The organism is Rhodococcus sp. A14, assembly GCF_011603105.1.
GTDB classification, from domain to species: Bacteria; Actinomycetota; Actinomycetes; order Mycobacteriales; family Mycobacteriaceae; genus Rhodococcus_F; species Rhodococcus_F opacus.
The window spans coordinates 19558-41497 of sequence record NZ_JAAOQS010000046.1 but is presented as its reverse complement, the minus strand read 5'-3'; the positions used below and the strand labels follow the sequence as shown (position 1 = coordinate 41497).

The 21940-nt window shown below is 67.6% G+C and carries 20 protein-coding genes; 13 read left to right on the top strand and 7 right to left on the bottom strand.

Annotated features, from left to right (window positions below; genetic code table 11):
- Position 1 precedes the first annotated feature (1 nt).
- Positions 2–478, top strand: coding sequence for a RidA family protein (locus G9373_RS23200; RefSeq protein WP_005256087.1), 477 nt, complete (start codon positions 2–4; stop codon positions 476–478).
- Between the two features lie 4 nt (positions 479–482).
- A complete protein-coding gene (locus G9373_RS23195; RefSeq protein WP_005256088.1) occupies positions 483–1274 on the top strand; it encodes an MBL fold metallo-hydrolase in 792 nt (263 codons plus the stop codon).
- A 64-nt stretch (positions 1275–1338) separates the two neighbouring features.
- On the opposite strand, the gene G9373_RS23190 is transcribed toward G9373_RS23195, so the two are convergent.
- Positions 1339–2013: a Crp/Fnr family transcriptional regulator gene (locus G9373_RS23190; RefSeq protein WP_005256089.1), complete on the bottom strand. Its 675-nt coding sequence runs from the start codon at positions 2011–2013 to the stop codon at positions 1339–1341.
- A 219-nt stretch (positions 2014–2232) separates the two neighbouring features.
- A complete protein-coding gene (locus G9373_RS23185) occupies positions 2233–2505 on the bottom strand; it encodes a hypothetical protein (protein WP_005248489.1) in 273 nt (90 codons plus the stop codon).
- Positions 2506–2586: 81 nt separating this feature from the next.
- On the opposite strand from G9373_RS23185, the gene nth reads away from it, so the two are divergent.
- The 4 genes from nth to marP are packed head-to-tail and all read left to right on the top strand — an operon-like array spanning position 2587 to position 5992.
- A complete protein-coding gene (gene nth / locus G9373_RS23180) occupies positions 2587–3372 on the top strand; it encodes an endonuclease III (RefSeq protein WP_005256091.1) in 786 nt (261 codons plus the stop codon).
- Between the two features lie 12 nt (positions 3373–3384).
- Positions 3385–4047: a TlpA disulfide reductase family protein gene (locus tag G9373_RS23175; protein WP_043787391.1), complete on the top strand. Its 663-nt coding sequence runs from the start codon at positions 3385–3387 to the stop codon at positions 4045–4047.
- Positions 4044–4805: a CoA pyrophosphatase gene (locus G9373_RS23170; RefSeq protein ID WP_005256094.1), complete on the top strand. Its 762-nt coding sequence runs from the start codon at positions 4044–4046 to the stop codon at positions 4803–4805. Before G9373_RS23175 ends, G9373_RS23170 begins: the two co-directional genes overlap by 4 nt.
- Entirely contained in the window at positions 4802–5992 is a 1191-nt protein-coding gene (gene marP / locus G9373_RS23165; protein WP_005256096.1) for an acid resistance serine protease MarP, read from the top strand. Before G9373_RS23170 ends, marP begins: the two co-directional genes overlap by 4 nt.
- Before the next feature lie 7 nt (positions 5993–5999).
- Here the strand turns inward: marP and G9373_RS23160 are convergent, their stop codons facing one another.
- From G9373_RS23160 to nhaA, 3 genes are read right to left on the bottom strand one after another with little or no spacing between them, the layout of a single operon-like run.
- Positions 6000–6938 carry an alpha/beta hydrolase gene (locus G9373_RS23160; protein WP_167116946.1) on the bottom strand — a complete coding sequence of 313 codons (939 nt, stop codon included), beginning with the start codon at positions 6936–6938 and terminating at the stop codon, positions 6000–6002.
- Positions 6939–6947: 9 nt separating this feature from the next.
- Positions 6948–7472 (bottom strand): phage holin family protein, encoded by a 525-nt coding sequence (locus G9373_RS23155; RefSeq protein WP_005256099.1) that lies wholly within the window; start codon positions 7470–7472, stop codon positions 6948–6950.
- On the bottom strand, positions 7469–8704 hold the full coding sequence (nhaA, locus tag G9373_RS23150; RefSeq protein ID WP_005561768.1) for a Na+/H+ antiporter NhaA: 1236 nt from the start codon (positions 8702–8704) through the stop codon (positions 7469–7471). The genes G9373_RS23155 and nhaA overlap by 4 nt, the downstream gene beginning before the upstream one ends.
- A gap of 176 nt (positions 8705–8880) precedes the next feature.
- Between nhaA and G9373_RS23145 the strand changes: the two genes are divergently transcribed.
- Both G9373_RS23145 and G9373_RS23140 read left to right on the top strand, forming a co-directional pair.
- Positions 8881–10266: an MFS transporter gene (locus G9373_RS23145; protein WP_005256102.1), complete on the top strand. Its 1386-nt coding sequence runs from the start codon at positions 8881–8883 to the stop codon at positions 10264–10266.
- Between the two features lie 67 nt (positions 10267–10333).
- Positions 10334–12151 carry an adenylate/guanylate cyclase domain-containing protein gene (locus G9373_RS23140; protein ID WP_167116943.1) on the top strand — a complete coding sequence of 606 codons (1818 nt, stop codon included), beginning with the start codon at positions 10334–10336 and terminating at the stop codon, positions 12149–12151.
- Positions 12152–12202: 51 nt separating this feature from the next.
- Here G9373_RS23140 and acs read toward each other — a convergent pair whose 3' ends face one another.
- Positions 12203–14167: an acetate--CoA ligase gene (gene acs, locus G9373_RS23135; RefSeq protein WP_054245907.1), complete on the bottom strand. Its 1965-nt coding sequence runs from the start codon at positions 14165–14167 to the stop codon at positions 12203–12205.
- 316 nt (positions 14168–14483) lie between these two features.
- Here acs and G9373_RS23130 point away from each other — a divergent pair, with 316 nt between their 5' ends.
- The 5 genes from G9373_RS23130 (at position 14484) to G9373_RS23110 (ending at position 20641) form a co-directional block, all read left to right on the top strand.
- A complete protein-coding gene (locus G9373_RS23130; RefSeq protein ID WP_043787390.1) occupies positions 14484–16100 on the top strand; it encodes an ABC transporter substrate-binding protein in 1617 nt (538 codons plus the stop codon).
- A 124-nt stretch (positions 16101–16224) separates the two neighbouring features.
- Positions 16225–17151, top strand: a complete 927-nt coding sequence (locus tag G9373_RS23125; protein WP_005248477.1) for an ABC transporter permease — start codon at positions 16225–16227, stop codon at positions 17149–17151.
- Positions 17144–18118 (top strand): ABC transporter permease, encoded by a 975-nt coding sequence (locus G9373_RS23120; RefSeq protein WP_039951795.1) that lies wholly within the window; start codon positions 17144–17146, stop codon positions 18116–18118. Before G9373_RS23125 ends, G9373_RS23120 begins: the two co-directional genes overlap by 8 nt.
- Positions 18115–19860, top strand: a complete 1746-nt coding sequence (locus G9373_RS23115) for an ABC transporter ATP-binding protein (RefSeq protein ID WP_005561759.1) — start codon at positions 18115–18117, stop codon at positions 19858–19860. Before G9373_RS23120 ends, G9373_RS23115 begins: the two co-directional genes overlap by 4 nt.
- A gap of 31 nt (positions 19861–19891) precedes the next feature.
- The gene (locus tag G9373_RS23110) at positions 19892–20641 is read left to right on the top strand and encodes a hypothetical protein (protein ID WP_005561757.1); all 750 of its coding nucleotides are present in this window, start codon (positions 19892–19894) and stop codon (positions 20639–20641) included.
- A gap of 412 nt (positions 20642–21053) precedes the next feature.
- On the opposite strand, the gene G9373_RS23105 is transcribed toward G9373_RS23110, so the two are convergent.
- On the bottom strand, positions 21054–21890 hold the full coding sequence (locus G9373_RS23105) for an HAD-IB family hydrolase (RefSeq protein WP_005561755.1): 837 nt from the start codon (positions 21888–21890) through the stop codon (positions 21054–21056).
- Positions 21891–21940: the final 50 nt, after the last annotated feature.

The window sequence follows — 21940 nt, the reverse complement described above, 5'->3', positions numbered from 1 at the left end:
CGTGGCAGAGACACAGAACTGGTCTGCTCGCCTCGCCGAGCTCGGCATCACGCTGCCGTCCGTCGTTCCGCCGGTGGCCGCCTACGTGCCCGCCGTGCGCACCGGCAACTACGTCTACACGTCGGGGCAGCTGCCGATCGTCGAGGGCAAGCTGACGGTCGCGGGGAAGCTCGGCGCCGGCGTGTCGGACGAAGACGCCAAGGCCGCGGCCCGGGCCTGCGCACTCAACGCGCTGGCGGCGGTCGACGCGCTCGTCGGCATCGACTCGGTGGTGCGGATCGTGAAGGTCGTCGGATTCGTCGCGTCCGCCGAGGGTTTCACCGGTCAGCCCGGTGTTGTGAACGGCGCTTCCGAATTCCTCGGTGAGGTGTTCGGGGACGCGGGCGCCCACGCGCGTTCGGCCGTCGGCGTCGCGGAATTGCCGCTCGGCGCACCCGTCGAGGTGGAACTGATCGCCGAAGTGCGGCCGGAGTCGTAGTGCCATGACGCTTGCCCATCCGGCCTACGCCCAGGTGCGGGAGGTCACCCCGATCGTCTCGGTCATGCTCGAGAACAATCCCGGCATGATGACGCTCGACGGAACCAACACGTGGATTCTTCGTGCGCCGGGCCGGGACGAGTGTGTGGTGGTCGATCCGGGTGACGCCGACGAGGAGCATCTCGCCCGCGTCGCGGCACTCGGACCGGTCGCGCTGACGCTGATCACGCACCGTCATTTCGACCACACCGGGGGAGTGCAGCGGTTCTTCGAACTGACCGGTGCGCCCGTGCGTTCGGTGGATCCCGAATTCCTTCGGGGCGGCGGCGAAACCCTCGTGGACGGCGAGACCATCGACGTCGCGGGGCTCACCCTCACGGTGATCGCCACGCCCGGGCACACGAAGGATTCGGTGTCCTTCACCGTGGAAGGTGAGGGCACTGTCCTCACCGGCGACACGATCCTCGGCCGCGGCACCACTGTGCTCGACGACACGGACGGCGACCTCGGCGACTACCTGTCGTCGCTGCGCCGCCTGCTGGACCTCGGAACCGGACACCGGGTGATGCCCGGCCACGGACCCGAACTGCCCGAACTGAACGTCGTCGCGCAGCAGTACCTCGATCATCGCGAGGAGCGACTCGATCAGGTGCGGGCCGCGCTCGGCGAACTCGGCGGCACCCCCACCGTCCGCGAGGTGGTCGAGCACGTCTACTCCGACGTCGACCCGAAGTTGTGGCCGGTGGCGGAGAAGTCCGTCAACGTGCAGCTCGCCCACCTGCGCAGCCTCGACTAGTCACTGAAACGACTGCGGCCACCCCCTCGCTGTGAGGGGGTGGCCGCAGTCGTAGGTGCCGGGACTACCGCGCGCGACGTGCCAGGCGCTCGGAGTCGGAGATCAGCACGCTCTTGCCTTCGAGGCGCAGCCATCCGCGGTGCGCGAAGTCGGCGAGCGCCTTGTTGACGGTCTCACGGGAAGCGCCGACGAGCTGGGCGATCTCTTCCTGCGTGAGGTCGTGGGTGACGCGCAGCGAGCCCGCCTCCTGGGTGCCGAACCGCTGCGCGAGCTGCAGCAGCGCCTTGGCGACACGACCGGGGACGTCCGTGAAGATGAGGTCGGCCAGGTTGTTGTTGGTGCGACGCAGACGGCGCGCGAGCACCCGCAGGAGCTGTTCGGCGATCTCCGGGCGGTGGTCGATCCACGCCTTGAGCGCTTCGCGGTCCATGCTGACCGCGCGGACCTCGGTGACCGTCGTGGCGGTGGACGTACGCGGACCCGGGTCGAAGATGGACAGCTCACCGAACATGTCGGACGGGCCCATGATCGTCAGCAGGTTCTCACGGCCGTCCGGCGAGCGGCGGCCGATCTTCACCTTGCCCGAAACGATGATGTACAGGCGGTCACCGGGCTCACCTTCGTTGAAGATGACATGTCCGCGGGGGAAGTCGACAGGCTGCAGCTGCTTGGTCAGCGCCGCTACCGCTGAGGGCTCGACTCCTTGGAAGATGCCGGCTCTTGCCAGGACGTCGTCCACGTGCGCTCCTTGGGAATATTGTTCGTCTGTATGCATATTGTGCGCGATTTGCTGCATGTCGACGATGCCCCGGTGATCCGCGGCGTGTCGCTGTGCAACAGGTACGGCTCTGAAGTCTACGTTGAGACGGCTCGGTCTGAGTGACCGATACCACGGAAGTCGCAAAAGTTAACCGGGGGATGCGTCCTTCGGTGTGCTGATACGGGGGCTGCCCAGCGCTCAGCTGGCGCGCCGCGAGCCCACTTCGGTGACGGCGGCGTCGTCGGATTCGAAGCCCGACCGACCCTTGCGACGTCGATGGAAGCGTGCCAATGCGTGGGGGAAACCTTCGTGGGCCAGGGTGGCCACTTCGTCGTGACTTGCCTGGTCGAGGAACTCTTCCACCTCTTGCTGACGAACCGTGAGCCGGCGGAGTCTGAACTCCACCCGCTCCATTGCCAGCGCAAACAGCATCAGCAGCACTGGGAAGAGGACCACAGCGAGACCTTGCATACCGGGAAGTAAACACTGGAAATGTCTCAGAAGCGACACAGCGGCGATTCGGATCGCTCGGGTATCCGTAGAGTTGTTCCCGTGCATGCGACCCCCAGCGACGGCTCCGAAGTGCGTGGACGCACCCGTTCGCGGGCCGCGAAACAGGACGAAACCCGGATCGGACTCGTCCGGCGCGCCCGGAGAATGAACCGGCGGCTCGCCGAGGCCTTCCCGCACGTCTACTGCGAGCTCGACTTCACCACCCCACTCGACCTCGCCGTCGCGACCATCCTCTCCGCGCAGTGCACTGACGTGCGGGTGAACATGGTGACGCCGGCGCTGTTCGCCCGCTATCCCGACGCCAAGGCGTACGCGGAGGCCGAACGCACCGAACTCGAGGAATACATCCGGTCCACGGGCTTCTACCGCAACAAGACGAACTCACTGATCGGGCTGGGGCAGGCTCTGCTGGAACGCTTCGACGGCGAGGTCCCCGGCAATCTGAAGGACCTCGTGACGCTGCCCGGGATCGGCCGGAAGACGGCCAACGTGATCCTCGGCAACGCGTTCGATGTGCCGGGAATCACCGTCGACACCCACTTCGGCAGGCTCGTCCGACGCTGGAAGTGGACCGAGGAGGAAGACCCGGTCAAGGTCGAGCACGCGATCGGCGCCCTGATCGAGCGCAAGGAGTGGACGCTGCTCTCGCACCGCGTGATCTTCCACGGCAGGCGCGTCTGCCACGCCCGCAAGCCCGCCTGCGGGGTGTGTGTGCTCGCCAAGGACTGTCCGTCGTACGGGCTGGGCCCGATCGACCCCGACGTCGCCGCCGAACTGGTTCGTGGACCGGAGACGGAGCATCTGCTGCGTCTGGCCGGCAGGTGAGGGTAGATACGGGTGTCTAGCGCAGCGCGGTGGAGTCTGGCCGCCCTCGTCGTCGTGGTGGCTCTCGTCGTCGCGATCTGGCCGCGGGGTGACGACGCGGAGGTGCCGTCGTACCAGGACCGGTTCGGTTCGGGTGGCCGTACCCCGACGGCGGTGAGCGCCGATCCCGACGCGCTCGCGGCACTGAGGACGCAGGCGGGTCTGGAATCGTGCCCGGCCTCGACGGCCACGTCCGAGCCTTCGCCGGGTTCGGTGCTGTCCGGCATCACGCTGGAATGCGTGGCCGACGGCAGCCAGGTGGATCTGGCCGCCGCGCTCGGTGGTAAACCGGCGTTGCTGAATCTGTGGGCCTACTGGTGCGGCCCCTGCGCCGAGGAGCTGCCCTATATGCAGCAGTTTTCGGATCGTGCGGGTGACGCGGTTACCGTGCTTACGGTGCACACCGATCCCAACGAGTCCAGCGCGCTGTCCCGGCTCGTCGACTACTCCGTCACGCTGCCCGGTGTGCAGGACGGCGACGGGCGCGTCCGCGTCGCGGTCGGAGCCCCGCCTGTCCTGCCCGTCTCGGTGCTGATCCGGCCCGACGGCACGGTGGCGAAGGTTCTGCCGCAGCCGTTCCGCAGCGTTGACGAGATCGCGGACGCCGTCGAACAGAACCTGGGGGTGGCGGCATGACGAACTCCGTGGACGGTGTCGCCGTTCCGCCGTGGCTGCGCCGGGTCGTGCACCGGACCCCGGCCGACCCGCACAAGATCAACCCCGTCCTCGATCGGCGCGCACCCCGCGGCGCGACCACCCGTGAGGCGGCGGTGCTCGTGTTGTTCGGCGGCCCCGTCGAGGCGGACCCGCTGATGTCGGGAGGTCTGCCCGCCGACGCGGACATCCTGCTCACCCAGCGTGCGTCCACGATGCGTCAGCACAGTGGTCAGGTGGCGTTCCCCGGGGGGGCCAGCGATCCCGGCGACGAGGGGCCCATCGCTACCGCGCTGCGGGAGGCCCAGGAGGAGACGGGACTCGACCCGTCCGGTGTCCGCCCGCTCGCCGTGCTCGAGGAGATCTTCATCCCGCCGTCCGGCTTCGACGTCACTCCTGTCCTCGCGTACTGGGAGAAGCCCAGCGAGGTCGGCGTGGTCGATCCCGCAGAGGCGGAACGTGTCGCCCGGGTCCCCGTGCACACCCTGATCGATCCGCGGAACCGGTTCCAGGTGCGGCACCCGGCCGGATACCAGGGTCCCGCGTTCGCCGTCGACGGCATGCTCGTGTGGGGTTTCACGGCCGGCATCCTGGCCGCCCTGTTCGCGGTCTCCGGCTGGGAACAGGAGTGGGACCGCCACGACATCCGCGACCTCGACACCGTCCTCGCCGAACTCGACAACGATCTCGACGACGACCATCTGACCCACGGTCACGGCCGGCCGGCGGCCGAGCGATGACGGGCTCGCACTGGATCGACCTGGCGATCGTGCTGATCGCCTTCGTCGCCGCGACGTCCGGTTGGCGGCAGGGTGCGGTGGCGTCGGTGCTCGCCTTCATCGGGGTCGTGCTCGGTGCGGTGGCGGGCATCCTGATCGCCCCGCACGTGCTCGTGCACGTGGACGAGGGCCGCGGTCGCGTGCTGGTCGGTATCGCCCTGATCGTGGTGCTGGTGATCATCGGCGAAGTCGCGGGCATGGTCCTCGGGCGCGCCGCGCGGGGAAGTATGCACAGTCCGGTCGCGCGGTCCGTCGACAGTGTGATCGGCGCCTGCGTGCAGGCCGTCGCGGTGTTCGTCGCGGCGTGGCTGCTGGCGATCCCGCTCACGTCCTCGTCCCAGCCTCAGCTGGCGGCGGCGGTGCGCGGGTCGAGCGTCCTCGAAACTGTCGACAACATCGCGCCCGCCTGGATGCGGCAACTGCCCACCGAGTTCACTGCCCTGCTCGACACGTCCGGGCTTCCCGACGTCATCGGGCCCTTCGGGCGTACCCCCATCACGACCGTCGACCCGCCGGACGCCAGCGTCCTGGAGAGCCCCGTCGCGTCCTCGCTGCAGTCGAGCGTGCTGCGGATCCGGGGTGTGGCCCCGAGTTGTCAGCGGGCGCTCGAGGGATCCGGATTCGTCGTGGCGCCCGACCGGGTGATGACCAACGCCCACGTGGTCGCGGGAACGGCGGGCATCGTCGTCGACACGGCGAACGGGCCGATGGACGCCGAGGTCGTGCTGTTCGACCCGTCCGCCGACGTCGCGGTGCTCGAGGTGCCCGGACTGGACGCCCCCGTCCTGAACTTCGCGCCCGAGCCGGCCCGGACCGGCGACAACGCCCTGGTGCTCGGATACCCGGGCGGCGGGCCGTACACCGCCAGCGCCGCGCGGATCCGGGAGATCCTGGACCTCAGTGGTCCCGACATCTACCGGGCGGGAACGGTCCAGCGTGAGGTGTACACGGTCCGCGGTTCCATCCGGCAGGGGAACTCGGGCGGACCGCTCGTCGACAGCGACGGCCGGGTGCTCGGGGTGGTCTTCGGCGCCGCCGTCGACAACAGCGACACCGGGTTCGTGCTCACCGCCGCCGAGGTATCGCGTCAGCTGCAGGCGGCGTCCGGGGCGTCCGTCGCCGTGGACACCGGGGCGTGCATCCTCTGACCGTCGGTCAGACGGTGCGGGGTGCGACGAGGTCCAGCAGGGCGGCGTTGACCCGCTCCGGGGCTTCCCAGTGCGCGTAGTGGCCGACACCGGGGACCGTATGCATCTGCTGGGTGGGTGCGAAGCGGTGACTGCGGCGCACGGTGTCCGCGAGGACGTACGGGTCGAGGTCGCCGTGGAGGTGCAGGACCGGGATCCGCAGCGTCTGATCCATCGACGCCATGAACCGGCTGCCGTCCGGGCGGAACTGGCTGCGGAACGCCCACCGCTGATACTCCAGGGTGCAGTGCGCGGTCCCGGGAATCTGAATCGCCGAGCGCATCCGTGACATCACGACGTCGAACTCCGGGTTCTCCGTCCAGGCGGGTCCGGAGCGTTCGCGGATCAACCGTTCGACCTCCGACCCGTTGTCGCGGGTGAGGCGACGTTCGGGACGCCACGGCACCTGGCAGGAGACGAACGAGGGCAGCAGGGCCTTGCGCTGGTAGCGGTCGTGGAGGACGGCCTGCTTGAGCGCGACCGGATGCGGCGAGCTGACCAGTGCGATCGACCGGACGAGGCGAGCGTGGAGGACGGCCGTCGCCCAGCAGACGAGGCCGCCGTCGGCGTGCCCGACGAGGGTGCCCTCGCCGTAGCCCATCGCCCGGATGAGGCCGGCGATGTCGCCGGCCAGCGTCCACCCGTCGTAGCCGCGCGGCGGTTTGTCGGAATCGCCGTAGCCGCGCAGGTCCACGGCGACGGCCCGGTACCCCTCCGCGGACATCGCGGTCAGCTGATGGCGCCACGACCACCAGAAGTCCGCGAATCCGTGCAGCAGGACGACGAGCGGCGCATCCGGGGCGGATGCGCCGACCTCGACGGTGTGGAAGCGGATTCCGTTGGCATGGATGTCGCGATGAATCCAGGGGCCGTCGAAACGGACGGTAGACGGATCGGGTGGTGCCACAGGAGCGAGTTACCGCGCGTGACGTCCGCTGGACGACGCGAGATGGGCTTCCGCGTCCGAGTACGACGTCGGGAGCACCGTCTTGGCCTGCCTCAGCGAGTCGATGGTCTTCTCCGGTGCGCGGAGTTTGCGTACCCGCAGATAACCGAGCAGCGCGAGGACCGCCGTCACCACGACCATGATCAGGAAGACGATCAGGAACGCCAGCCAGCGGGCGATCCACACGTCGAGGAGTTCGGCGAGGAAGAAGAAGAAGAAAAACGAGCTGAACAGCAGCACGGTGAACGCGAGGATGAAGAACAGGCTGCCCTGCAGGCCCTTCTTGACCTCACCGGTGACCTCGGCCTTCGCGAGCTCGACCTCGGCGCGGACCAGGGTGGACACCTGCGCGGTCGCATGCTTGACCAGCGTGCCGAGGCTCGCCTCGCCGGGTGTCTGAGCGTCCACGTCCGTGAGCGGGATCGACGACACCGTGTTCGGCACCCCGTCTCCCGTGTATCGCGGGCTGTCTCCCTTGCCGTGAGTGATGCTCACTTGTCGACCCCTCCAGGTAGCTCTTGCACTTCCGAGTCATCCTTCCGGGCCGCATGGACCCGACCGCGTCGCCACAGTAACGCTGATCCGATCAGCGACGCTGTCAACGATGTCACGAGCACCGCGACCTTAGCTATTTCGGCCTCGCTGCCGTCACCGATTCCCGCAAGCGCGAGATCCGCTACGAGAAGGCTAACGGTGAACCCGATCGCACCGAGCACTGAGAGGGCAAACATGTCCCGGAATCCCAGTGCTCGCGGCTTCTTCGCGATACCCAGGCGGATCGCGAGCCAGGAGATGCCGAAGATGCCGACGGTCTTGCCGACGAGGAGCCCCGCGATCACGGACTGCGAGATCGGGTTGGTGAACAACTGCCCGAGGAGCTCGCTGCTCAGGGCCACGCCGGACGCGAACAGGGCGAACAGCGGGACACAGACGCCCGCCGACAGCGGCTGGATGCGGTGCTCGAGGCGGGCGCCCGGGGATTCTCTCTCGCCGGGGTCGCGCCGGACCCGGGTGAGGAGGCCGAGCGCGACACCGGCGAGTGTGGCGTGGATTCCGGCGTCGTGCATGCAGAACCAGGTGAGCAGTGCGAGTGGAACGTAGAGCAGTGGGGTGGTGATGCGCCGGTGCTGGGCGAACGCGTAGACGGCCAGGCACACGGCGGCGCCCAGCAGCCACAGCAGGGCGATCGAGCTGGTGAACAGGACCGCGATGAGCACGATCGCGAGCAGGTCGTCGACGACGGCCAGGCTGAGCAGGAACACCCGGGCGCTGGCCGGGATGCGAGACCCGGTCAGCGCCAGCACACCCAGTGCGAACGCGATGTCGGTGGCGACCGGGATCGCCCAGCCCCGTTCCATGCCGGGCGTGCCGGCGCCGATCGTCGCGGCGATGATCGCGGGCACGACCACACCGCCGCAGGCCGCGATGATCGGGAGCAGGGCACGTTTGCGGTCGGCGAGTTCGCCCACCACCATTTCCCGCTTCAATTCGAGGCCGGCGACGAAGAAGAAGACCGCCAGGAGCCCGTCCTGCGCCCACGTCCCGACCGTCAGGTTCAGGTGGAGTGCCTCCGGGCCGATCTGCCAGTCGCGCAGTGCGAAGTACGAATCCGAGACGGGGGAGTTCGCCCACACGAGGGCGACCGCCGCGGCGACGAGCAGGATCGAACCGCCGACCGTCTCGGTGCGGAGGTAGCGGGAGAGTTCGGAGCGGAGGGGCTGGGTCACCGGGGGCGCTCGCTTTCGATGTGGTCCGGGTACGGCAAATGCTCTGCCGACCAGACTTCCCGGCGCACCGAGAAGAGCTTATCCAATTTGCCAAGCGAAAGACACGAGGTGTTCAATTCCTAAGGAATGGACGCTCGTCCCAATAGTTGAAATAGCATCGTGCAGGAGTAAGTCGAGTGAGCAGTGCCGTCGATACGTCGAAGCCAGAACCGGACGGCGGGGCCACCGTCGCCGGCGTACCCAGAAGCCGGATCGTCGTCGCGAGCATGGTGGGAACATCCATCGAGTTCTACGACTTCTACATCTATGCCACCGCGGCCGTGTCGGTGTTCCCGCACCTGTTCTTCCCCAAGGGAAACGGCACCACCGCCCTGCTGGCGTCCCTCGCCACGTTCGGTCTGGCCTTCGTCGCCCGGCCGCTCGGCTCGATCCTGTTCGGCCACTTCGGCGACCGCATCGGACGCAAGACGACGCTCGTCGGCTCACTGCTCACCATGGGTATCGCCACGTTCGTGATCGGCCTGCTGCCGACGTACCACCAGATCGGCCTCGTCGCGCCCGCACTGCTGGCGTTGATGCGGTTCTGTCAGGGTCTGGGACTAGGCGGTGAGTGGAGTGGCGCGGCGTTGCTCGCGACCGAGACCGCGCAGAAGGGCAAGCGGGCCTGGGCCGCCATGTGGCCGCAGCTCGGCGCACCCATCGGGTTCTTCCTCGCCAACGGTCTGTTCCTGATCATCACGCTGTTCCTGGCCCACGACAACAGCAGCCCCGACCTGGACGGCGCGTTCCTCACCTGGGGCTGGCGTATCCCGTTTCTGCTCAGCGCGATCATGGTGATGATCGGCCTGTACGTGCGGCTGAAGCTCGAGGAGACGCCCGTGTTCGCCCGCGCCGTCGCGCGGGGCGAGAAGGTGAAGACCCCGCTGGCCGAGGTGTTCAAGACCAGCTGGCGTCAGCTGATCATCGGCACGTTCGTCATGCTCGCCACGTACACGCTCTTCTACATCATGACCACCTGGGTGCTCAGTTACGGCACCGGCAAGACTCCCGCCCAGGGCGGCACCGGAGCCGGCTTCCACTACACCGACTTCCTCGTCCTCCAGCTGATCGCGGTCCTGTTCTTCGCGGCCGCCGTCCCCGTGTCGGGGTGGCTGGCCGACCGCTTCGGTCGCCGCATCACGCTGCTCACCATCACCGGGTTCATCATGGTCTTCGGGCTCACGTTCGGCGTGATGCTGAACCAGGAGGGCATGGGCAACGCCCGCATGCTCGTGTTCCTGGCCATCGGAATGTTGTTGATGGGCATGACCTTCGGTCCGATGAGCGCCGTTCTGCCCGAGTTGTTCCCGACCAACGTGCGCTACACGGGTTCGGGGATCGCCTACAACACCGCCAGCATCCTCGGTGCCGCCGTCGCGCCGTTCATCGCCACCTGGCTCGCCACGTCGTACGGCGTCGGCTGGGTGGGCATCTACCTGCTGATCGCCGCCGCGCTCACGTTCGTGGCACTGCTCGTCATGCGCGAGACCCGCGACCAGTCCCTCGACGACGTAGGGGCATAGCCCCCGTGCGCCTTTCTGGTAGTTCCAACTACCAGAAAGGCGCACGGGCTACGCCTATAGTTCTTGCATGGCGAAAGCCGTGCTGCTGTCCAGGACGGCCCGGATCCGGCTGCCGAAGCAGGATCTGTGGTCGTTCCTCGCCGATACCGATCGGCTCAACCGCAACATCGATCTGTCACCGGTGCACTTCGCTCCGATGCCGGACCGGCGGCGCAAGGGGCACTATTCGGCGGAGACCCGTTCGTACGGGCGGCGGGTGCGGTACGAGGAGTTCCCGTTCGAGTGGATCGAGGGCCGCTTCTACCAGGTCCTTCGTCGGTTCTCTCGCGGTCCGCTCGCGGAGGTCTCCACGGGTGTCCGGCTTCGCCCGGTCGCCGACGAGACCGACGTCGAGGTGTTCGCCCGGATCGTCCCGCGGACCTGGTTCGGGTCGATCGTGGCGCGAACCCTGCTGGCGCGCAAGGGAATACGGAAAACGGTGGCGCTCGCACGCGCGTTGGAACTCCACGTTCGCGACCCGCAGACGCACGCCGTGCCCGCGCTGCCGCCGCCGGAGCAACTCGACGCCGGCCGGCTGGAACTCCGCACAGCACAGCTGTCCCGATCGCACGATGCCCCGAACCTCATCGGGCGCTTGGCATCCCACCTGCGGACCGCCTCCGACCTGGAGGTGACGGGCATGCGGCCGTTCGAGCTGGCGGACCGCTGGGGTGTCGATCGGATGCAGCTGCTGTACGTCTTCCTCCACGCCGCGGACTGTGGACTGCTGGACCTGAGCTGGAGCGTGCTGTGCCCCGTCTGCCGGACCGTCCGTGAGGACGCCGGCCGGATGTCACAGTTGGCGAGCCGTGTCCACTGCGACACGTGCGACATCGCCTTCGACACCGACCTGGTTCGGTCGGTGGAGATCCGCTTCGACGTCAATGCGGCCGTGCGCCGGGCGGAGCGGGCCCGGTACTGCATCGGTGGTCCGGCGAATTCACCGTCGGCGGTGGCTCAGCTGCGGCTCGAGCCGGGTGAGCAGCGTTCCGAGCACCTCGAACTCGACCCGGGGTGGCTGCGGCTCCGGTGCTATCAGGTGGGCTCCCCGGTGGCCTGCGAGGTCGGCCAGGCCGGTGGAACGCTGCGGGTCGAGTGCGGGCCCGGCGAACTCCGGGTGCGGAGTTCACCCGTCACCGACGGAGCGATCCGGCTGGAGGTCGCCAACCGGCTCCCCGGCGAAGCGCTGGTGGTGGTCGAGCGGGAGCGGTGGAAGGACGCCGCGGCGACCGGCGCGCTCGTCACGTCGCTCGACGGTTTCCAGGACCTGTTCCCGGACCAGGGGGTAGCGCCCGGCGACGAGATCGGGATCGCGAACCTGGCGGTGCTGTTCACGGATCTGAGCGGCTCGACTGCCCTGTACGAGCGCATCGGGGACGTCCGGGCGTTCGCGTTCGTGCAGAGCCATTTCCGCTACCTGCGTGACGCCGTGGTGCGCGAGAACGGCGGCGTCGTGAAGCAGATGGGCGACGCGGTCATGGCGACGTTCGCGGACGCGCGGGAGGCCTGGTCGGCGGCGGCGTCGATGCAGTCCGGCTGGGACGACTTCCGTCGCGGGCACCTCGGCGGCGACGACTCGGTGGCGTTGAAAGTCGGGCTGCACCAGGGGCCCGCGGTGATGATCGACAACGACGGTCGGATCGACTACTTCGGCGCGACCGTCAACCTGGCGGCGCGGGTGCAGGGTTGTGCGGCGGGCGGCGACATCGTCCTGTCCCGGGCCGTTCACGACGACCCCGAGGTGGCACCGCTGCTGGCGGAATCGGACTACCGGTGCGACGTTTTCACGACCGGTCTGAAGGGAATCGGCGAGGAGCAGACGCTGTGGCGGCTTCGCCGCCCGTGAGTGGTTGAGGAGTGCAGGGACTCGTCAACCACTCACGGGGCGCGGAGCGCCCTACTTGCCGCGGATGGCGTCGAAGACCTTGGGGTCGACGAGCGTGGAGGTGTCGCCGAGGTCGCGGCCTTCGGCGATGTCCTTGAGCAGGCGTCGCATGATCTTGCCGGACCTGGTCTTGGGGAGTTCGGGGACGATCGTGATCTGGCGGGGCTTGGCGATCGGGCTGATCTCCCGGGACACTTCGGCCTTGAGTTCGGCGATGAGGGTGTCGCCGGTGTTCTCGACGCCTTCCCGGAGGATGACGAACGCGACGATGCCCTGGCCGGTGGTGTCGTCGGCGGCGCCGACGACGGCGGCCTCGGCGACACCGTGGTGCCCGACGAGGGCGGATTCGACCTCGGAGGTGGAGATGCGGTGCCCGGAGACGTTCATGACGTCGTCCACGCGCCCGAGCACCCACAGGGCGCCGTCCTCGTCGTACTTGGCGCCGTCGCCGGCGAAGTACCAGCCCTGCTCGGGGTAGCGGGACCAGTAGGTTTCGCGGTAGCGGTCCATGTCGCCCCAGATGCCGCGGAGCATCGCCGGCCACGGCTTGTCGAGCACGAGGTAGCCGGAGCCGCCGGCGCCGAGTTCGTTGGCGTCGTCGTCGACGATCTTCGCGGAGATACCGGGCAGGGGTGCCATCGCGGATCCGGGCTTGGTGGCGGTGATCCCGGGAAGCGGGGAGATCATGATCGCGCCGGTCTCGGTCTGCCACCAGGTGTCGACGATCGGGGCCGTGTTCCCGCCGATCACCTCGCGGAACCACTTCCAGGCCTCGGGGTTGATCGGTTCGCCGACCGAGCCGAGGAGCCGGATCGAGGACAGGTCGTGGGCGTCGGGAATGTCCCTGCCCCACTTCATGAAGGTGCGCACCAGGGTGGGTGCGGTGTAGTAGATGCTGACGCCGTACTTCTCGATGATCTGGAAGTGGCGGTGCTCGTCGGGGGAGTTCGGGGTGCCCTCGTAGACCACCTGGGTGACACCGTTCGAGAGTGGCCCGTAGACGATGTAGCTGTGGCCGGTGACCCAGCCGATGTCGGCGGTGCACCAGTACACGTCCTGCCCGGCCTTGTGGTCGAAGACGTTGTGGTGGGTGTACGACGCCTGGGTGAGGTAGCCGCCGGAGGTGTGGATGATGCCCTTGGGCTTTCCGGTGGTGCCGGAGGTGTACAGGATGAACAGCGGGTGCTCGGAGTCGAACGGCTGCGCCTGATGGGTGTCGGACGCCTTTTCGACGGTCTCGTGCCACCACAGGTCACGACCCTCGGTGGTGTCGACGTCGATCCCGGTGCGCTTGACGACGAGCACGTTCTTGACGGATGCGGCGCCGTCCACCGCTTCGTCGACGGCGGGCTTGAGGGGTGCGGCCTGGCCGCGGCGCCACTGTCCGTCGACGGTGACGACGAGCTTGGCTTCGGCGTCGTCGATGCGGGAGCGCAGGGCGGCGGCGGAGAAGCCGGCGAACACCACCGAGTGGGTCAGGCCGAGGCGGGCGCAGGCGAGCATGGTGATGATGGCCTCGGGGATCATCGGCATGTAGATCGCGACGCGGTCGCCGGCGACGAGTCCGAGGTCTGTGAAGGTGTTGGCGGCCTTGCTGACTTCGGCGAGCAGGTCGTTGTAGGTCAGGTCGCGGGTGTCGCCCGGTTCGCCTTCGAAGTGGATGGCGACGCGGTCGCCGTTGCCGGCGAGGACGTGGCGGTCGACGCAGTTGTAGGCGACGTTGAGCCGTCCGTTCACGAACCACTTCGCGACGGGCGCGTCGGACCAGTCGAGAACCTCGGAGAAGGGGGCGTGCCAGTGCAGGCGCTCGGCCTGCTTCGCCCAGAATGCGAGACGGTCTTCGTCGGCGGCAGCCTGGAGGTCGGGGCCGGCGTTCGCCGTTGCGGTGAACTCGGGGCTCGGCGGATACACCTGCGGGACGGAATCAGAATGTTCCGACTTCTCCGTCGCTCCGCTCGCCTGTGCTGCACTGGTCATTGTGGCCCGGCCTTCTTTCCAGTCTCGAATTCGGCACTTCTAGCACGTGTGAGGGTAGTCACATGGTCTCCCGAGCGCACCGTTGCAGAGGGTTGCATGCCCATATTCTGCGACGATCGGTCGGCTGGACGCGACGGACGGCGATCGGGTGCGACGAGTGGATACCCCTGCGCCGACGATGTTTCGATCAGGTGCCGATTGCACGAGTTTCGCCCGTCGTGGCTACACAGATTGAAACGTTGACTTATCGTCATCCCATCATTCGGGCTGCGCCCGGAACCGCTGCCCGGAACCACGCAGATCTGGGAGGATCGTTTTGCGCATCACACGTGTGGCAACCGCCGTTCTGGCGGTCGGCCTGGCAGCAGGGATGCTGTCCGCCTGCTCGTCCGGTGATTCGACGAGCGGGGGTGGTAGCGGAATCGTCAACGCCTGGGCAAGTGAACCGCAGAATCCGTTGATTCCCACCAATACGAGCGAGAATCAGGGCGGCCGCGTCGTCGACTCACTGTTCGCGGGCCTCGTTTCCTACGACTCCGACGGCGGGGTGAACAACGAGGTCGCCGAGTCGATCGAGACGACGGACGGCAAGAACTTCACCGTGAAGCTGAAGGACGGTTGGACGTTCACGGACGGCACGCCGGTCACGGCAGCCTCGTTCGTCGACGCCTGGAACTACGGCGCACTGTCCACGAATGCGCAGATCCAAGCGTCCTTCTTCGACCCGATCCAGGGCTACGACGAGGTGGCCGCCGAGAACCCGACGGTGCAGACCATGTCGGGACTGAAAGTGGTCGACGATTCCACGTTCACGATCGAACTGAAGCAGCCCGAGTCGGCATTCCCGGACCGCCTCGGATTCGCCGCGTACTACCCGTTGCCTGCGGTGGCGTACCAGGACATGGCGGCGTTCGGTGAGAATCCCGTCGGCAACGGTCCGTACATGATGTCCGGCCCCGGAGCGTGGCAGCACAACGTCCGGATCGACACCGTCGTGAACCCCGACTACAACGGCAACCGTAAGCCGAAGAACGCCGGCGTCGACTTCGTCATGTACAACAGCCTCGACACGGCGTACACGGATCTGCTCGCGGGCAACGTCGACGTTCTCGACCAGGTGCCGCCGAGCGCGGTCACGACGTTCGAGACCGACCTGCCGGGCCGCACCGTGAACCAGCCGTCCGCGACCATCGAGACGTTCACGATCCCGGGCCGGCTGCCGCACTTCAGCGGTGAGGAGGGCACGCTGCGCCGCCAGGCCATCTCGATGGCGATCAACCGCGACCAGATCACCCAGCAGATCTACAACAACACCCGCACCCCCGCGCTCGACTTCACCAGCCCCGCCATCGAGGGCTGGTCGGATTCGCTCGTCGGCAACGGCAACCTGAAGTATGACCCGGAGACGGCGAAGCGGCTGTGGGCCCAGGCCGACGCCATCGCCCCGTGGTCGGGCAGTTTCGAGATCGCGTACAACGGCGACGGCGGCCACAAGGAATGGGTCGACGCCACCGCCAACAACATCCGCAACACCCTCGGTATCGACGCGAAGGGCAAGGAGTACCCCACGTTCGCGCAGATCCGCACCGAGGCCACCAACCGCACCATCCCCAGCGCGTTCCGTTCGGGGTGGCAGGGCGACTACCCGCAGCAGTACGGCTTCCTCGCGCAGAACTACCAGACCGGCGGTAGCTCCAACGACGGCGACTACTCGAACCCCGAGTTCGACCGGCTTCTGCGTGCCTCCGCGGGTGAGGTCGATCCCGACAAGGCCCAGGAACTGCTGAACCAGGCGCAGGAAGTGCTCTTGCGCGACCTGCCTGCCGTCCCGACGTGGTACCGCAACGCCGCCAGCGGCTGGTCGGAGAACGTGTCGAACGTGGTCATCGACTGGAAGGGCATCCCGATGTACTCCGACATCGAGAAGAACTGACGCACCGGAGATTCTTCGACGACGGGTGGGGCCGCGAGCTGTCAGTTCGCGGCCCCGCTCGGAAGTACGAGCCGAGGCTACGGATTCCTGACGTCACTGCTCCCGACGAATAGGAGGTGATCCGATGCTCTGGTACGTCGGTCGCCGTTTGCTCCAGATGATCCCGGTGTTCCTCGGGGCCACGTTCCTGATCTACGCGATGGTGTTCCTGCTGCCCGGAGACCCGATTGCCGCGCTGGCCGGCGACAAGGCACTCAGCCCCGCGGTGGCGGCCCAACTCCGTGAGCGATACCACCTCGACGAGCCGTTCCTGACGCAGTACCTCCTGTATCTGAAGGGCATCTTCACCCTCGACTTCGGTACGTCCTTCTCCGGCCGCCCCGTCAGTGAGGTTCTGGCGCAGGCATTCCCGATCACCATCAAGTTGTCCCTGATGGCGCTCGCCATCGAGGGGATCTTCGGGATCGGCTTCGGCCTGTGGGCCGGACTCCGCAAGGGCGGCATCTTCGACAGTTCCGTCCTCCTCGTGAGCCTGGTGATCATCGCGATCCCGATCTTCGTCATCGGCTTCCTGGCCCAATTCTTCGTCGGCGTGAAATGGGGGTTGGTGCCGCCGACGGTCGGGGGCAACACCAGTTTCAAGAATCTGCTGCTGCCCGCGTTCGTCCTCGGGTCGGTGTCGTTCGCGTACGTACTCCGGCTCACCCGGACGTCGGTCGCCGAGAACCTCACCGCCGACTACGTGAGAACCGCGACGGCCAAGGGTCTTTCGCGGCGCCGCGTGGTGCAGGTGCACGTGCTGCGGAATTCGCTGATCCCGGTGGTCACGTTCCTCGGCGCCGACCTCGCGACCCTGATGGGCGGCGCGATCGTCACGGAGGGCATCTTCAACATCAACGGTGTCGGCGGCACGATCTACCAGGCGGTCACCCGCGGTGAGGCGCCGACGGTGGTGTCCTTCGTGACGGTGCTGATCGTCATCTATCTGCTCGCCAACCTGCTCGTCGACCTCCTGTACGCCGCGCTCGACCCGAGGATTCGCTATGTCTGAGAAAGTGGAGAACGAGTCGCCTCGGACGGGCGACCGGAAGACCCGTCAGGCGCATTTCGTGGCACCCGAAGAAGTGGCGGCGCCGGGAGAGACCGACGCCGTCCACATCGACCAGCCGCCGACGAGCATGTGGTCGGATGCGTGGCGGGACCTCCGCAAACGTCCGCTGTTCCTGGTCGCCACGGTGATCATCGTCGTGGTGATCGCCGTGGCAGGCTTCCCCGGTCTGTTCACCGGCACCGACCCCAGGTTCTGCGATCTCGCGTTCAGCATGCAGGGTCCGTCGGCGGGGCACTGGTTCGGATTCGACAAGCAGGGTTGCGACATCTATTCCCGCACGATCTACGGGGCCCGGGCGTCGGTGCTGGTGGGTGTCGGTGTCACGTCGATCGTGCTCGTCGTGGGCGTGGTGTTCGGTGCGGTCGCCGGGTTCTACGGCGGCTGGGCAGACTCGCTGCTGTCCCGGATCGCCGACATCTTCTTCGGTATCCCGCTCATCCTCGCCGCGATCGTCCTGATGCAGCTGTTCGCCGACCGCACCATCTGGACGCTGATCGTCGTCCTGGCGCTGTTCGGGTGGCCTCAGATGGCGAGAATTGCTCGTGGCTCGGTGATCTCGGCGAAGAACAACGACTACGTGATGGCGTCGCGGGCGCTCGGTGTGTCGAACGTGCGCACCCTCGTCCGGCACGTGCTGCCGAACTCCCTCGCCCCGATCATCGTGATCGCGACCATCTCGCTCGGCACCTACATCGTGGCCGAGGCGACGCTGTCGTTCCTGGGCATCGGGCTGCCGTCCACCGAGATCTCGTGGGGCGGAGACATCAGCACGGCCCAGGTCACGCTCCGTCAGGGGTCACCGATCCTGTTCTACCCGGCAACCGCGCTGGCGATCACGGTGCTCGGTTTCATCATGATGGGCGACGCTCTGCGGGACGCGCTCGATCCCAAGGCCCGGAAGAGGTGAGCGCGGTGCCCACGAACGAATCGGCCGGACCGCAGAATTCGGCCGACGAGGTGCCGTTGCTCGAGATCCGGGACCTGGAGGTGTCGTTCCAGTCGCATTCCGGGCTCGTGCCCGCGGTGCGCGGTGTCAGCCTCACGGTGTATCCGGGGCAGACGGTGGCGATCGTCGGTGAGTCCGGTTCGGGTAAGTCCACGACCGCGCACGCGATCATCAACCTGCTGCCCGGGACGGGCAAGGTGACCGGCGGTCAGATCCTGTTCGAGGGGCAGGACCTCGCGGAGGCGTCCGAGCGCGAGTTCGTCGCGCTGCGCGGTCAGAAGATCGGGCTCGTCCCGCAGGACCCGATGTCCAACCTCAACCCGGTGTGGAAGGTCGGCTTCCAGATCGAGGAGGCGTTGGAAGCCAACGGGATCGAGAAGGGCAAGGCCGCGAAGGCGCGTGCCGCCGAGCTGCTCGAGGAGGCCGGACTCGCCGACGCCGAGGACCGCCTGGGCCAGTATCCGCACGAGTTCTCCGGCGGCATGCGCCAGCGCGCCCTCATCGCAATCGGGCTGTCGGCCCGCCCGCAACTGCTGATCGCGGACGAGCCCACGTCGGCCCTCGATGTCACGGTCCAACGCCAGATCCTCGACCATCTCGACGGTCTCACCAACGAGCTGGGCACCGCGGTCCTGCTCATCACCCACGACCTCGGCCTGGCCGCCGAGCGGGCCGAGCACCTGATCGTCATGAGCAAGGGGCGGGTGGTCGAGGCCGGGCCGGCATTGGAGATCCTGCAGCGGCCGCGCCACCCGTACACCCGGAAGCTGGTGGCGGCGGCGCCGTCGCTGGCGTCGCAACGCCGGAGTTCTTCGCTGGCCCGGGCGGACGTCCGGGAGCACGCCCTGGAGGTGGTCGGCGAGGCCGAACAGCACGGCGAGATCGGCGTCGAGTTCGGCAAGGCCACCGACGACGTGGTCGTGGCCACCGGGCTGACCAAGGTGTTCAAGCTCCGGCACGGGCTGCGGAAGTCCACCGACTTCACCGCCGTCGACGACGTTTCGTTCGCGGTCCGCCGCGGGACGACCACGGCCATCGTCGGCGAGTCGGGGTCGGGTAAGTCGACGGTCGCGCAGATGGTCCTCGGGCTTCTTGCGCCGTCGTCGGGGAATGTCGTGTTCGACGGCAAGGACGTCGCGACGCTGGACCGCCGCGAGACGCTCGCGTTCCGTCGCCGGGTGCAGCCGATCTTCCAGAATCCGTACGGCACGCTCGACCCGATGTACTCGATCTTCCGCACCGTCGAGGAGCCTCTGCGCACCCACAAGGTGGGGACGAAGGCGGAGCGGGAAGCACGGGTACGCGACCTGCTGGACAAGGTGGCGCTGCCGGCTTCGGTGATGCGGAGGTTCCCGAACGAGCTGTCCGGTGGCCAGCGGCAGCGGGTGGCGATCGCCCGGGCGCTGGCGCTGCAGCCGGAGATGGTGGTGTGCGACGAGGCGGTGTCGGCGCTCGACGTGCTGGTCCAGGATCAGATCCTGACCCTGCTGAACGACCTGCAGGCAGAGCTGGGGTTGACGTACCTGTTCATCACCCACGACCTGGCGGTGGTGCGGCAGATCGCCGACGACGTGCTCGTCATGTCCACCGGCGCGATCGTAGAGAAAGCGACCACGGACGAGGTCTTCACGTCCCCGCGGGAGGAGTACACGCGGAAGCTGCTGGATGCGATTCCCGGCGGATCGATCCGGCTCGGCGCCTGACGCGGGACCGCGCCGGGTAGCGTTCCGGTACGTGAGCGACCCGTTGCAGCCCCTCGTCGACCTTCCCGGCGTCCGTGAAGCCGCGGACCGTGCGCGCGACGCGCTCGGTGCGGTTCACCGTCACAAGACCAACCGGCGCGGCTGGCCGACCACGGCGGCCGAGGCGGCGGTCCGGGCGGCCCGCGCCTCGGCGTCGCTGGACGGCGGCAGCACCGAGTTACCCGCGCCCGGCGAGGCCGGCGACCCGATTCTGTCGGGGTCGCTGCGGGTCGGGCAGGCCCTCGACGGTGACGCCCTCACCCTTCTGCAGTCCACCTGGCAGCGGGCACCCCTGCAAGCGCTCGCGCGGCTGCATCTGCTGGCCGCGGCCGATCTCGTGGAGGATCAGGAATCGCTCGGCAGGCCGCGTGCCGGGTCCGGCGTCGCGGAGCGGCTCGACGGTCTCGCCCAGCTCGTGACGGGGGGAACGGCTGCGCCCGCGCCGGTACTGGCGGCCGTGGTGCACGGGGAATTGTTGACGCTGAAGCCGTTCGGAGTCGGCGACGGTATCGTCGCGCGCGCCGCGTCACGTCTGGTTTCCGTGGCGAGCGGGCTCGATCCGCACAACCTCGGGGTCCCGGAGGTCAGCTGGTTGCGGCGGCAGCAGGCGTACCGCAACGGGGCTGCCGCGTTCGCGTCGGGCGAGCCGGAGGGTGTCGGCAGTTGGGTCGTCCTCTGCTGCGGCGCTCTGGAGGCCGGAGCGCGGGAGGCCACGTCGATCGCGGAGGCCGCAGCGAGTTAGCCGAAATATCCTGCGCTACAAGAATTCCCGAACATGTGAAACGGGCGGCGCTGCCGACTGCTGTCGACTTCGCCGCCCGTTAGCACGGACAACCGGTTACCAAGCGTGCAATGTGGGTTGTGTGGGTGGCCTCGGCGAGAGTCCGAATATCGTCGGGTCGTCCTTGCAACCTGTGCAGGGTCCTTGCCGGTGAAGACTCGAGTCTCGCAGGCCCACAACGCTTCTGCCCTTATAGTGGCTTATGCTTCGCGTGGGTACCTAGTGCCCGTGCTGGGAATCCTGGTCGGGAGATCGATCCTTCTCTTCTGGGTCGACCTTGGCCTTCCGTTCTTCCGTAACTCCTTTGTACCCCGTGACCCCCCTCACAGCAAGTATCAAATTCGGTTTGTGACCGTGTCGCGGGTTGCGGCGGTCAGCGCTTGCGGCGCAACACTCCATACGTGAATGCGCCCGCGACCAGGGCCCCGACGCTCACCGCCGCCGTGGTCGCGACGGTGGTGGCGGACGGCGCCTGGAGGCGTGCCCGGAGGGAGACCGGATTCGAGAAAGTCAATATGGGCCAACCGTTTCCGGCCGCGGCCTTCCGCAACGCCCGGTCCGGGTTGACCGCAGTCGGGTGGCCGACCGCGGTCAGCATCGGGAGATCGGTCACGGAGTCGGAGTAGGCGTAGCATGCCGACAGGTCGTAGTGGTATTCGTCGGCCAGTTGCCGCATCGCGTCCACTTTGCCTTCGCCGTAGCAGTAGAACTCCACCTCGCCCGTGTAGAGCCCGTCCGCGACCGCCATGCGGGTGGCAGTGCTGCGCGTGGCCCCGAGTGCTTCGGCGATCGGCGCCACCACCTCCTCGCCCGACGCCGAGACCACGATGACGTCGTGGCCGCGCAGCTTGTGGTCTGCGATGAGGTCGGCGGCCTCGGCGAACACCAGGGGGTCCACGATGTCGTGGAGGGTTTCGGCGACCACGGACCGGACCTGGTCCACGTTCCAGCCCGCGCACATGCTCGTGAGGTAGGCGCGCATCCGCTCCATCTGATCGTGGTCCGCGCCCGACAGCAGGAACAGGAACTGCGCGTAACTGCTCTTGAGGACCGATCGGCGGTTGATCAGGCCCTGGTCGAAGAACGGTCTGCTGAACGCGAGGGTGCTGGATTTCGCGATGATCGTCTTGTCGAGGTCGAAGAATGCGGCAACCCGACCTGTCTCGGTGTGTCGACCTGTCTTGGCACTGCTCTGTGGCTTCGCGGTCACAATTCCCAAGGATATGCGGACTTCGGGTCGGGTGGGGGTTCGTATGAACG

Excerpts from the sequence above, each read along its gene's own strand:
- G9373_RS23195 (WP_005256088.1), top strand. The coding sequence starts at position 483 with ATGACGCTTGCCCATCCGGCCTACGCCCAGGTGCGGGAGGTCACCCCG.
- G9373_RS23185 (WP_005248489.1), bottom strand. The coding sequence starts at position 2,505 with ATGCAAGGTCTCGCTGTGGTCCTCTTCCCAGTGCTGCTGATGCTGTTT.
- G9373_RS23170 (WP_005256094.1), top strand. The coding sequence starts at position 4,044 with ATGACGAACTCCGTGGACGGTGTCGCCGTTCCGCCGTGGCTGCGCCGG.
- marP (WP_005256096.1), top strand. The coding sequence starts at position 4,802 with ATGACGGGCTCGCACTGGATCGACCTGGCGATCGTGCTGATCGCCTTC.
- G9373_RS23140 (WP_167116943.1), top strand. The coding sequence starts at position 10,334 with ATGGCGAAAGCCGTGCTGCTGTCCAGGACGGCCCGGATCCGGCTGCCG.
- acs (WP_054245907.1), bottom strand. The coding sequence starts at position 14,167 with ATGACCAGTGCAGCACAGGCGAGCGGAGCGACGGAGAAGTCGGAACAT.
- G9373_RS23125 (WP_005248477.1), top strand. The coding sequence starts at position 16,225 with ATGCTCTGGTACGTCGGTCGCCGTTTGCTCCAGATGATCCCGGTGTTC.
- G9373_RS23120 (WP_039951795.1), top strand. The coding sequence starts at position 17,144 with ATGTCTGAGAAAGTGGAGAACGAGTCGCCTCGGACGGGCGACCGGAAG.